The organism is Nostoc sp. (genome assembly GCF_036916985.1).
In the GTDB taxonomy this organism is placed as follows: Bacteria; Cyanobacteriota; Cyanobacteriia; order Cyanobacteriales; family Nostocaceae; genus Nostoc.
Genome location: NZ_JBALFD010000018.1, coordinates 116,867 through 129,361, shown reverse-complemented (window position 1 = coordinate 129,361; position 12,495 = coordinate 116,867). Strand labels below are relative to the sequence as shown.

Below are 12,495 nucleotides of genomic sequence, written 5' to 3'. Positions count from 1 at the left end.
ATGTTTTACTGAAGTATGGCAATAATAAACTGGATTTGACTAGATATATGGATAAATCAACTGTAAATTTTTAGGAAATAAGTAAAAACACTGACAATTTGTCACCCGAAAAAATTAAGATAAATACTTGCCAAGCACTCGTTCTGCTAAATTACTAAACCCTGGCAAACGGCCAGATTTGCCCTGCATTAGGCGCAAAATCAACCAGACACTTACTAAAAAGTAACCCGACGTGAGAAAGCTATTCAGGATAAATAGACGTAGCGGAAAATAATCTGAAGTTGCTGCTCCGGTAGTTAATAATAAATAACCCAACAGCCAAGTAAGTGCCAAAGTAATAGATAGACGACTAATAGCAAGTTGTTCTCGACTACCCTGGCCCCGATAGAGAGTCCACAAAGACGGAAAAAAGCCGATAATCGGAATTAAATATAAAAGCAACTGTGTTTTGGGGATTGGGGATTGGGGATTGGGGATTGGGGATTGGGGATTGGGAGGAGACAAAGTAGAGACTTCTTCAATAATTCTTCCTTGTCCCCCTTGTCCCCAGTCCCCAGTCTCTTTCGATTTAAAATTATCCATTGGGGTTTGTCTAACTCCTAAACTAGAAGGATGAATAAGACTCATATAGTTAGAGATAATAAGCTGTAAAGAAAAATTTCATTTAGTTCTATTCCGCAATCAGCTCAAAATGCAGACACGTAAGCTACTCGACTGGTGGCAAACATTTACTCCAATAGCGCGAATCGGGGCGATCGCGCTATTCGCTCCGCTGCTAGTTATCAATGGTTGGGCAATTTCGGTATTTTTTAGTTATTTTCATTCTCTCATAGTGATTTTAGTCGGAGCCTCAGTACTAGCATTTCTGCTCAACTACCCCGTGAGCTGGATGGAGCATCATGGTGCAAGACGAGAGCAAGTTGCTATTTTAGTATTTCTCTTGGCTTTATCGATTTTATTGGCCTTAGGTGTGACACTTTTCCCCCTGGCCCTTACCCAAGCTCAACAGCTAGTGGCTCGTTTGCCAGAGTTGATCGACTCTGGACGCTCTCAGTTAATGATCTTAAACGAAAAAGCTGAGACTTTTGGCTTACCGATTAACCTTGATGCTCTGGTGGTGCAAATTAACGATCGCGTTAAAGGACAATTGCAAGCGATCGCTGGCCAAGTGTTAAATCTGGCTGTACTTACAGTCACTAGCCTGTTAGATATTCTCTTGACGATGGTTTTGACCTTCTATCTTTTACAACATGGGGGTGAACTCTGGGAAAGTTTAGTGGAATGGCTACCGAATAAATTCCGCGATCCTTTCTCTAAAACAGTCCGCCTCAGCTTCCAAAATTTCTTCATCACCCAGTTGATTTTATCTACCTGTATGGCATCAGCCCTCATTCCTACTTTTTTGTGGCTGAAAGTGCCTTTTGGACTGCTATTCGGACTAACTATTGGTCTGATGGCTCTCGTCCCCTTTGGCGGCTCTGTAGGCATTGCCCTGACTACATTATTGGTAGCATTGCAAGATTTCTCAATGGGTGTGAGAGTTTTGATCGCAGCGGTAATTGTACAGCAAATTCTCGAAAACTTGATTGCTCCCCGAATTTTAGGCAGCTTTACTGGTTTAAATCCAGTTTGGATTTTAATTTCGGTCTTAACAGGGGCAAGAATTGGCGGACTATTGGGTGTAATTGTGGCAGTCCCTACTGCTGTTGTGATTAAGACTGCTTTAAGTGCCTTGCGTCTTGGTAGCGAGACAAATGACAGCGCTACTGGGGAGATAACTGTACCCGTCACAGCAAACGAGTCCCCGAAAACTGACCCTAAAAACACTTTGAGCATTTCTGAAGCGACATCACCTTAAGGAGGCAGAAGACCTCGCAATACTTGTCGGTTAAGGGCAAAAGGGTAAGGGGAAAGGGGAAAGAAAAAACCTTTACCCTTTAACCTTTTCCCAAAACCCAATTCCGAGTTAAAAATGCAAAACCCCAGCAGTATTGCGAGACCTCCTGCCTCATTGCGGATCAATGATGGAACCCATAAACAAAAGACTTCCCGTCTGATTATCCCTAATGGCACTGAAGAAAGGACGGTCAACAATCATTCGGAATGGTTCTGGCTCTTGTCTCAAAGATGTTGCTACTATTCCCACTGAAGTCGCCGCAGCCGCTTCGGTGCCTTCTTCGTTTACCTCGACAAAAGTTTTATGTTTAACTTGGCTAATGGCAAAATTCTTACCCATGCCAGAAAAATTAGCTTTGTTGCTGAAAGCCTCTTCCATGCCTAAACTTTTTAAAGCATCATTGAGTGTAACTTCATAGTCTGTTTTGAAACGGGGTAGGCGAATAAACCCTTTTTGTTTGTTGAACTGAGTCATCCATTTTTCCCAGTTTTCAACATTCAAGTTCTCATAGAAGGTTTGGAGGTTAGAATTCTGTTTGGGCAGGAATATATAAAAGCTGAATTTACCATCTTTGCCATAAGGTAAACTAACTGCCTGAAATTGTTCGCTTTCATAATATTTATAATCACCCTTCTGCGACATCATTGGGTGTTGTTTTCGCCTGCCAGATGTGATGTAAAAAGGGTATTGGGCAGTTTCTTTTTTATCAAACTCGTTACTCCAATTACCTTTAAAATATATAGCATTAATCAGAAACAACACTTGATTTGGTTCAATTGTTTCAACTATTTTATTAATTTTACCATTAGTATTCTCTTTTACCCAGTTATTGATAATATTAGATGCGGCGGCATCTTTAAAGTTTAAATTGCTGACCTTGGCTTGATAGAACTCCTGGTTTCGTTTGAGGAAGTCTGGCGCAAAGCTAACATCTTGATTTGCCCAAAATGAGTTAGCGATCTTCAGTTGCACTTTCGCATCAGGATTATCTAAAAGCTGCTTTAATGCCGCCGCGTAAGAAGAGTTGATTTCTGGTAGATTCATCCCTTGTAGTTCTAGAGTTTTTGCCATTGCTTGTTGAGTCGAGCCGCTAGCGCCGTTGTAGGTCATAGCAAGAGCGATCGCCACACTCGAAGGTGAGATAAAAATATTCTTCTCACCCCGATCATTTTTCAGCACTTCTGAAAACAGTTTGAAGCCAAACTTATTGCTAGACTCAACTATTTTTGTATCAGTATTGACTGTTTTTTTTTGCAATGGAGTTTCTGGTTGAGGTAAACTAGATTGGGCTAAGGCACTTTTATTACTATCGACTTGAGAACACCCTAGTACACTGAATAGAACAACACTTGCAGCTGCTAGAGCATAACGTCTGCCCAGACTAACGCCGTAACGTCTTTGCAGGAAATTTTCTTTCGCATTACTAAATTTCTGCCGATTCATTCTGCTACCTCACTTGCCAAAGATTCCCGATCTGTGCTTATGGTTGACGCAGAAACTGTGTCAATGATTAACTATTGCATTTGCTCCAATAGAAAAATCTACTGTTACAGTTTTTGTAACAGCATAGTTAGTGGCTCAGAAGAAGTAAACAGAACTTGTGAGAGTTACTAATTCTTAATTGAGGCGGCTATGCAGACAAGTTATAAAAAATTTTGATTTCTAGCAATTTTTTTATTTACCTATAAACGTATTGTAAGCTACGTAATCAGAAAATAACCAATTATGCTGGATTTTTATAGATAAAATAACGTTGCTCAGTTGCATGAAATACATAAATTTCATTGGGACGCACGGCTGTGCGCCCCAACAAGGGATTATGGTTCAAATAAATAAAAAACGCTGTAAGTTCATACAGATAATAGTTGTGCTACCTGATTTCAATTAATTGATCGGCACACTCCACCAAGCTAAACTATATGGTTGAGTCGCTTCATTCAGCTTTTGACGAAACTGGACACGGATTTTGTAATTGCCAGTAGCAGCAACAGGGCAGAAAATATGTTCTACACTATCGACTTGGCTGATTGAGGAGCAAACAGCACCCGCATCTGAATTATGAGCATCAGCTTTGACTAAGTATAGGTCGAGATTATTCAAACCGCGATCGCGAAAATTCTCGCCCACATCATATTGCTGATTTTTATTTTTATCGTTGAGTTCCACCAATCGATCCCAACTCAGGGTGACAGCAACAAAACTCCCCTGTTTTAGTGGTTTTGCTAATATATAGTCAACAGATGCTCCAACATCAACTGTGCGATAATCCCAACCAATCGCCGGCACCGTAGCTGATGGCTGCCATTGACCAGCACTAAATTGCTGGTAAGCGCGAAATGCGTTTAAATGACCCGCTCCCATTTGGGCATCCAAGGGAATCTTGGGATCTTTATAAGCATCAGAATCTAACCAGTTTTTATTTTGTTTATCAATTAGCGTCCTAGTCATTCCCAAACGCAAGCCATCACCACTATCTTGGATTTTGTCTGCTGAATTCAGCAATACAGCTTTCATTACTTGATGATGTCGAGCATCGATGCTCCAGTGGGGTTGTTTTGTCCGAATCTGTCGGTCAGCAAGTTCTTCCAACAGAGCAACTGTAGCCGTAACTTGAGGCGCTGCAAAACTCGTACCCGTAACCTTGTTAAATTTGCCATCTGGATTGAGCAAAGGAATGTTATTTCCAGGAGCAACTAAACCAATAGCACTACGCCCACCAAGATTAAATTCCCTTCCCGCTAGCTTGTCACTCACTCCTTGGTTGGCACTCGCCAGATTAGCCACGTCTACTTTGTTAAAAACCCCCCCTCGGCGGGATGAAAAAGCGACGTTGACTCCGTTAAAATTATCTGTAGGAATAGGAATACCACCCTTACCCTGATTGCCTGCGATCGCATACAGAACATCATGAACGCGACTAGACCAGTCTACGCATAAAGTTAGTAAAGCATTACCATCTAAAGTAGCCTCCGGTCGAGGATCGCGGCTCAGAGGTTCACCAAAGCTAAAGTTAATAGCACGGACATCGCCACCATTTTGTAACGCTATGTGCTGTGCTGATAAGCACTCTTCTGGCTGACCCATGTTTTTAGTCGAACCCACCGCCGACGAATACAATCGCGCTCCCGGAGCAACTCCTGGCAAAGCTTTATTTTGACTCACCATCACACCAGCTACATTGTAGGCATGGGGGTCAACACCACTATTAGACTTAGCTGGCCCATTGCGTAAGAATACTGCTGCTAAAGAGATAGCACGGTTTTTAGACACCGCCTTATCCCACCCAAACATTCCCGGTCGCCCAATTTCCACTTGACCAATAGCAATCTTACGACCGATTAAATTATAAGGAGCTTGGTGTAGCTTCAGAGCATCAATACCGTTAGTTCCTAGTGCAGATTCTAAAGCTGAAGCAATTACCGGCGCACTCAGACAAGAAGCACTTAATCCCCAAATTATCCAGGTTAGTTTTTTAGTCATTAGTTATTTAGTCATTAGTCATTAGTCATTAGTCATTAGTCATTAGTCATTAGTCATTGGGCATTGGGCATTGGGCATTGGGGACTGGGTACTGGGGATTGGGAGGAGACAAAGGAGAGACTTCTTCAATAATTCTTCCTTGTCCCCCTTGTCCCCCTTGTCCTCCCACCGCCCAGTCCCCAGTCCCTAGTCCCCAAAAAAGCCGGGATCAAAATTATGAGTCTTGCTCAATGTTTTGTTACAATGCTTACAGACGAGGACGCTTAAAAACCCACTAGCCATGACCCAAAACCTATCTCAAAAGCCCATTGTAATTTCTCCATCTATCCTATCAGCCGATTTTAGTCGTCTGGGTGACGAAATTCGCGCCGTAGACGCAGCTGGAGCGGATTGGATTCATGTTGATGTCATGGACGGTCGTTTTGTACCTAATATTACGATCGGCCCTCTGATTGTGGAGGCGATTCGTCCGGTTACAACCAAGCCACTCGATGTCCACTTGATGATTGTGGAGCCAGAAAAGTATGTAGAGGCATTTGCTAAAGCGGGTGCTGACATTATCTCCGTACACTGCGAACATAATGCTTCTCCACACCTACACCGCACCTTAGGGCAAATTAAAGAGCTTGGTAAGAAAGCTGGAGTTGTACTTAATCCTGGTACTCCTCTAGAGCTAATTGAATACGTTCTAGATTTGTGCGATTTAGTACTAATTATGAGCGTCAACCCTGGTTTTGGTGGTCAAAGCTTTATCCCTGGTGTGTTACCCAAAATTCGCAAGTTGCGTCAAATATGTGATGAACGTGGTCTTGACCCTTGGATTGAAGTAGATGGGGGACTCAAGGCAAATAATACCTGGCAAGTTTTGGAAGCGGGAGCTAATGCGATCGTCGCCGGTTCAGCTGTATTTAATACTAAGGATTATGCTGAAGCTATTACAGCAATTCGCAACAGCAAGCGTCCTACTCCAGAATTAGCCAAGGTTTAATTCATTTTTGGATTAAACATTCTCCACAAACAATAAGTAAGGTGGGCAAATTGCCCACCTTATTTTATTTACACAAAAAAACTGGAAGCTATTCAATTTTTGAACTTCCAGTAATTACTATATAAATTGAAAATTTAGAAACTACAGATAATCCAGGTTGGGAGGACTAGGATTACAATAGTCGAAAGAGAAGCGTATGTAGAGACTAGTTCTACCAGCCACCAAAATAATTTTACCGTAACTTTTCTATTTCCGTTCCTGGTATTGATGTTAAGCGTTTGCTTTATTAACTAAAGCAACACCAACCACAGGATAGTAAGTTTTATAAGCATTACCTGCACCGTCTGCAGTCGGTGAAAGCTGTATAAAATTTGGATTGGGGGAATCCACCTCCCCAAATTCTCTTTGCTCAGATAGACTTTCTCAGAAACAGAACCACCAGTAGCAACGGTTGAATTATTAGTCTTGGTGTAGGAGTTATTTACTCCAGGAAATACTGACTACTCTTGTAATCAGGTTGATTTATTTCATAGTCAGAACTAATCATTGATTTTATTTTTTAAAATTAACTTGCTTGCCAATCACCTCTATTTTGGTTTAAGTTGTAGTTATTATTAGTTTACCAATACTGTCAGTATATATTTGCCATTTTGGCATATTTTTACAAAAAATTATTAAATTAATCACTGTTATAGAAAACCTGCAATGCTATAAAATTCAAATTAGCATCGCAGGCTTTCAGGCGCTCAAGCAACTCTAGAACAGAATCTATTGATTCCAATGAATTTTTAATTGAATCCACAAGATTTCAAGGAAATATCTTGAGATTTTTCTGGTTTTAATGGTGATTTACTTGATTGATGTTCGTTAATTTTCTGTGTCAATCTCTGATCTAAACTACCACCACGGATTTCTGTTTTTTGTTTTCCAACGACTTCCAGATAAGCTAGGTCTTTAATTTGGCTTAAGCAGCTTGATGACATATTATTATCAGACCTGGAATCATTAGCATTTTTCAGCATTTTGAGATTTTCACTCTGCTGTTGTTTTGTCCTGTTAGCTTGAGAGTTTTCTTTGAGTAATCGATTGTAGGTGCGATATGGAATGTAATGGAGAGGATTATAACCACCAAATCGCAGCATTAAAACACATGCCCAGGAATATTTTCCAGCCAGAATTGCTTCAACTACTTTGTCAAATTGTTGAGCTTTCACTGTCTTATCTAAGTTGTTACTAATACCAGCAATGTCTTGGTTCATCATAGTTTTTAGTTATCTTGGATGAAGTAAACTAGTTTAATTTCTGCGATTGTTGATGTTGCAATTGAGGTGTACAGACTGCGTTAGCCTTTTTGCAGCTAGTTAAATCGCTTCTGGGAAATTATCAGCAATAGAGCGGTGTTGAATGTTGACGAAGGCTAAAAATCTATCAACAGCCGCGTACAGAACTTTCCCAAACTCTGATTGGTTACCGCAGCTTTGAGCGGTAAAGAAATCGGCTGAAATTCTCTGCTGTTTGAGCTTTACTTTCGCACTGTTGAGCAGAGTTTTAGTGATTTTGGCTGATAACTCCCCTAATAAACTAGTTTTGGCAAGAGCTAGCTCGTAGTAGGGATACAAATTATATAGATTCATTTCTGAACTGTCCCCTTGGCTTGAGGTTTCGACTGCATTTGACCTGATGATTCTTTCCATGAACTGACCCTTGATTAAAAACAATCAAGTTTGTTAGCTGCTCAGTCTTAATTATCTAGATTTCCTCTGATGAATGGAGGAAATTTTGCTTATAGCTTGTTAGTAAGTGAAAGGTAAAAATTTATCTTTTGTCTTGCCAGATGACTTATAAGACAAAAATCTCAGCATGGCTCTTGGTTGATGTAGTCTTGTCTTATTAAACTTTCTCAACTCCTAATTCAATAAATTTTCTCTGTTCACACGCTTGTAATTCTTACTACTGTTGAATTAGGCATTTTCCGGGAAATTTGCATATTTTTTTTAGGCTAGTTGAGAAAATTTATTTATCTTTGGGCTGTAACAATGACATTCGTATTTATACTATTTTTTGTAGTTAATGTCATCTACTAAGCTAGCAGAATTATAGGTTAAATTTACTGAATGTATTACTATACTTACTTGTGTATTGTGCAACTTTTAGTTTCGTCCCTCCCTGCTAATTTTTGAGGGGTCTTACCCCTCACCCGACATCAATTTAAAACCTTTATTATTGTCGAGTCACTAGAAGATATTACCATTAACTATGATGTAAAACAACTTAGAAAAATATTAGTAAATAGAAGATGAAACCTTTTCAGGCATAGGATTTAACATATTTTTTAATAAGTTAAGTTAGATATGTGTACTTATGAAATTTGTAGTTTTTGGAAATCAAAAACTACAGCTTCAGCTTCTCTCAATGAAATCCCTGTAAACTAATCATGAATATTTCATGATTATCAGGTAGTAATCATATATAGCCCAGTTGTGAAATCAAATTACTGGTTAGCGGTAATTATATATAGATAGTTTGCATAAGCATCAACTGAGTAAAGCAAAACATCTGTAAATGAATGCTTTTACTAAAAAAGATGTAGCAGCCTAAGTCAGTACAGAATTAGATAATCTAATAATAGAGATAAAGCTAGTTAATACGGAATACCATTGAGTAAGTTCAGCAGGAATTTATATGTGTATTAATATCTAACAGATTTATATAAGACTCATATTTGATTTCTGAAATATACGTAGGGTGCGTTAGCCTTTGGCGTAACGCACCAGTTAACGATTTAGGTGCGTTAGGCTACGCCATAACACACCCTACAGATACTTAGATTTTTTCAGGAATGAAATCGGATTCCTATATGCAAATTAGATGTTTTTTAGCTTAGACGTGTACTGAGTTTTCTCACGCAATCAAATACGATTTCTATATAAGACTGTGTTATTAAGGCAAGGGGCATTTTAGGTAAAAGAACCAGCTAGATTCAAACTCTCGATGCGAAAGCAGATAGCTGAATCAGAAATCAATGTGCGATCGCCTTTTACTCTCCAGACAATGACACAATGAATTTCTTGCCAATTAGCTATCAACGGGTTAAAATATGAATCCAGCTTAGTAAGACTCTGCCTAACTAATAGCGCTTCATATACCAAAGTTTGGGCTACTTTTGCTAAACCCTGGAGAAATACACCTGTATCTAAGTTACGCAAATTGTAGCGGTTTAAGCGTATGCCCCAGTATTGGTTCATCATTGCCAAACACGCAGCATCACTGTTTGAATGAATTTTGCTGTTGAATGCAGGAGTAGGTACTTCATAAACCTAGCTTTTGATTGTGAACGTAGTTGGGGAAATATTAGCAATATTTATAGCTAGAGCTAGTAATATTTGCATTCTTTGAAACAGTAATCTTTAATTTTCAATCCTTCAACTCTTACCATTACTGAAATTTTCCTTCACTTCCGGAAACACTCAGAAAATAAAATCATAAATAGACATCGAGCGAATTTAAATATGCGTTATCGAGAGACGTAGTTTTTTCACCAGATGTCTAATCTAGACTCTACTTTCTCAGATGACAATGCACATACTATACGTGGAATATGACCATTCGTAGGGGCGTATAGTTGTCCACCCCTACAGTGTGTTGCATCAAAACGGTTCTCGTTTTAATAGTCAATCAATTAATAACTAAGTAAATTCCCCAGATCGCCATTGGCCGTAAGTAAGTGCTAGCGCGGAAAGTACCAGTTGCGGTGATCGCTTCAGGTGTGCGAAATTGCAGACCATTATCATAAATTTGCCGCACCACAGCTTGTGTCAACTTCAACGCTTCATCCTTCATTCCCGTTTGCACGAGAAAAGCCGCCAGCCCAAAGTTTATTCCCGTCCAAACTTCTAAGGGATGAGTCGCTTGGGGATTTTCTGGTGAACCGTCAGGACGAACACCATTAGCAGCACCAAATTCACCATTGCAGAACTTCAAAAAGCAAGCATCATAAACAGTTTTCAGGGCAGAAAGAGCGTGATCGCTCGGTACAATATCAGGTAAGTCCAGCAGACGAGCATAAAACTGTCCACACAATTGATCTGCCATCACCACATCAGAACCACTTTCACTATCGAGTTGGTAATATTTTCCATTCCAGAGTTTTTCGTCGTAGATAGGGCGAGATTGTTTTAACCAAGTTTCATAGATGGATTTTTGCGACGCCAACTCTGTTGTGTTAACTATCTGGTAAGTTAATAAAATATCGCTGATTGCGATCGCAGCCTCCAACGCTGCTAACCACAACCCACCACAATAGGCGCTGACACCTTGTAACCGCCAATCATCAAAGGTTTGGTCAGGCGCACCAGAATTTTCGGGAATCCCATCGCTATCAAGGTCAAAGGTTTTCAGGTAGTCGAGGGTTTGAACGATCGCAGGCCAGCAATCTGCTAAGAATTCTACATCGTCAGCACCCGTAAGCAGAAAATCACGGTATACTTGCAAGACAAAATCACTACCCAAATCTTTCCATAAATTGCAGTCTTGATAGCTGGTGTAATTGGTTTTCTGCCAAACGTGTTCATTCGGTGCGCCTAAATCGTGGGGTGTTGCACCTGCAACTTTGCGAACGGCGATCGGGCTTTCGGCTTTAATTGTCATGTAATAGCCAATGATTCGCGGAGTATCATCACCTTGAGGAATTGCCCTTGCAAATGCCCGAATTACTGACTTTTCTAATTCTGGAAACAGCATTAATAGGGCAAAAGAGCCATATAACCGCACATCTAAACTTTCATACCAACGGTAATCTAAACACTCCAGCACTGCAAACTGACCGATGGGGTCAAGTTCTGATGCTGCACTCCAGAGAGTACCACCACTGGTGAGGTCATAAAGCTCATTAAATAGAGCCATTTTGAACCAGTCGGGTAAATCTTGACGGTCGAGAATGGGTTTTTGCCAACTTTGAATTTGCGATCGCCAGTTTTGGTATTCTTGTAGGGCAGTAGATGCGATCGCCCAAGCATTATTTCCACTTTTATCAAAAAAGTCCGTATATCTGCGGTAATAGTTAACTCCAGCCGCAAATTCTGTGATGGGTAAATCCCAAGCGAGGACAAAGGGAATTTCGAGAGTTTCACCTGGTTGGAGAGTAAAACGGAGTGCGATGCCTGCGGCCGGCGTAGCCATCGCAGCCCCTAACTGTGTATTATTTGCTGCTGGAGTCGTATCAAGATGATTTGGCAAAGAGCCGTCTTCAGCAAAACTTTGCCATACTTCCTCACCCGTTCCTTCAGGATTCCATCGGCTGTGGTGAAATATTTCTACTTGGGGATGCTTCAGCGTCGCAATGCTCCAGGTTCCATCCCCTTCTTGTAATGGTTCATCACTAGCAACCCGACCTAAAACACAGCCAAAGTGTTGTGTATTTTCAACTATTTGGTTATAGTTTCCTTGACTTTCGCCCCAGCGTGGTTGGTATTCATAAACCGGACTACCATCATCGCGCACCTGTACTTGAGGAGATTTGAGAGCGTTTGTAAACCAACCCACCATATTTTCCCAAGTGAGCATAATGCTGAGAGTAATTGGTGCATCTGTTGGGTTGTGAGCATTCCAGAGGAATATTGCCACAGGGTAGCTAGTTTCTTGATAATTACCTGCCCAAATTGGGGAAAACTGCTCACAAGTCAACTGTGCTTGAAATACATTTTCATACACAAACCAACTACGTGGGTATAGCGCGTGATAATTGCCTGTCCCCTTTGTGCCGCGAAGTGTTGGATACCACTGCCAAGCTTTGAGAGTACCATCATCGGGTGCTTGGGTAGATAAAGCGTAGGCTTGGGAAGATGTACCATTGGACTCAAACACACTGAATTGACAAGCGGGAACGTTTTTGAAGGTATGCTCACCACCGTCAATGTGCCACAGGTTAAAATCTCCCCGTGAAGAACGGCCGATGCAACCTGCACCAAAGCCACCTAAAGGCATACCATGCCAAGGACCATCATCGATATTACTTGCATAGCGGACGGTATAAGGTTTGTCCCAGCCTAAGCCGATGGGACGGCTCCAAGTGCAAGAGGGAATTTTCGGAGAAAGTTGATTTGTCATCGCCTGATTTTACAGCGTGCAGTTA

9 protein-coding genes are annotated in these 12,495 nt (G+C 40.8%); 2 read left to right on the top strand and 7 right to left on the bottom strand.

All coding sequences use genetic code 11. The features are described from left to right. Positions 1 to 114: 114 nt before the first annotated feature. On the bottom strand, positions 115 to 582 hold the full coding sequence (locus V7L07_RS06580) for a hypothetical protein (protein ID WP_442936018.1): 468 nt from the start codon (positions 580 to 582) through the stop codon (positions 115 to 117). A gap of 109 nt (positions 583 to 691) precedes the next feature. Here V7L07_RS06580 and V7L07_RS06575 point away from each other — a divergent pair, with 109 nt between their 5' ends. After that, positions 692 to 1,858, top strand: coding sequence for an AI-2E family transporter (locus V7L07_RS06575; RefSeq protein WP_335056118.1), 1,167 nt, complete (start codon positions 692 to 694; stop codon positions 1,856 to 1,858). Positions 1,859 to 2,008: 150 nt separating this feature from the next. Here V7L07_RS06575 and V7L07_RS06570 read toward each other — a convergent pair whose 3' ends face one another. Next, positions 2,009 to 3,340, bottom strand: coding sequence for a serpin family protein (locus V7L07_RS06570; RefSeq protein ID WP_335056116.1), 1,332 nt, complete (start codon positions 3,338 to 3,340; stop codon positions 2,009 to 2,011). A gap of 441 nt (positions 3,341 to 3,781) precedes the next feature. Further along, the gene (locus tag V7L07_RS06565; RefSeq protein ID WP_335056114.1) at positions 3,782 to 5,377 is read right to left on the bottom strand and encodes a S8 family serine peptidase; all 1,596 of its coding nucleotides are present in this window, start codon (positions 5,375 to 5,377) and stop codon (positions 3,782 to 3,784) included. A gap of 280 nt (positions 5,378 to 5,657) precedes the next feature. Here V7L07_RS06565 and rpe point away from each other — a divergent pair, with 280 nt between their 5' ends. Further along, positions 5,658 to 6,365: a ribulose-phosphate 3-epimerase gene (rpe, locus tag V7L07_RS06560; RefSeq protein WP_335056112.1), complete on the top strand. Its 708-nt coding sequence runs from the start codon at positions 5,658 to 5,660 to the stop codon at positions 6,363 to 6,365. A 788-nt stretch (positions 6,366 to 7,153) separates the two neighbouring features. On the opposite strand, the gene V7L07_RS06555 is transcribed toward rpe, so the two are convergent. The 4 genes from V7L07_RS06555 to V7L07_RS06540 all read right to left on the bottom strand — a co-directional run bounded on the left by V7L07_RS06555 (position 7,154) and on the right by V7L07_RS06540 (position 12,470). Continuing rightward, complete coding sequence (locus V7L07_RS06555; protein ID WP_335056417.1) at positions 7,154 to 7,624, bottom strand: HetP family heterocyst commitment protein; 471 nt, start codon at positions 7,622 to 7,624, stop codon at positions 7,154 to 7,156. 102 nt (positions 7,625 to 7,726) lie between these two features. Beyond that, entirely contained in the window at positions 7,727 to 7,999 is a 273-nt protein-coding gene (locus V7L07_RS06550) for a hypothetical protein (protein ID WP_335056111.1), read from the bottom strand. 1,323 nt (positions 8,000 to 9,322) lie between these two features. Then, positions 9,323 to 9,619 (bottom strand): cysteine peptidase family C39 domain-containing protein, encoded by a 297-nt coding sequence (locus tag V7L07_RS06545; RefSeq protein ID WP_442936014.1) that lies wholly within the window; start codon positions 9,617 to 9,619, stop codon positions 9,323 to 9,325. 421 nt (positions 9,620 to 10,040) lie between these two features. Continuing rightward, positions 10,041 to 12,470: a GH116 family glycosyl hydrolase gene (locus V7L07_RS06540; RefSeq protein WP_335056107.1), complete on the bottom strand. Its 2,430-nt coding sequence runs from the start codon at positions 12,468 to 12,470 to the stop codon at positions 10,041 to 10,043. Positions 12,471 to 12,495 lie beyond the last annotated feature (25 nt).

Coding starts and splice junctions, on each gene's coding strand:
- V7L07_RS06580 (WP_442936018.1), bottom strand. CDS start 582: ATGGATAATTTTAAATCGAAAGAGACTGGGGACTGGGGACAAGGGGGA.
- V7L07_RS06575 (WP_335056118.1), top strand. CDS start 692: ATGCAGACACGTAAGCTACTCGACTGGTGGCAAACATTTACTCCAATA.
- V7L07_RS06570 (WP_335056116.1), bottom strand. CDS start 3,340: ATGAATCGGCAGAAATTTAGTAATGCGAAAGAAAATTTCCTGCAAAGA.
- V7L07_RS06565 (WP_335056114.1), bottom strand. CDS start 5,377: ATGACTAAAAAACTAACCTGGATAATTTGGGGATTAAGTGCTTCTTGT.
- rpe (WP_335056112.1), top strand. CDS start 5,658: ATGACCCAAAACCTATCTCAAAAGCCCATTGTAATTTCTCCATCTATC.
- V7L07_RS06555 (WP_335056417.1), bottom strand. CDS start 7,624: ATGAACCAAGACATTGCTGGTATTAGTAACAACTTAGATAAGACAGTG.
- V7L07_RS06550 (WP_335056111.1), bottom strand. CDS start 7,999: ATGAATCTATATAATTTGTATCCCTACTACGAGCTAGCTCTTGCCAAA.
- V7L07_RS06540 (WP_335056107.1), bottom strand. CDS start 12,470: ATGACAAATCAACTTTCTCCGAAAATTCCCTCTTGCACTTGGAGCCGT.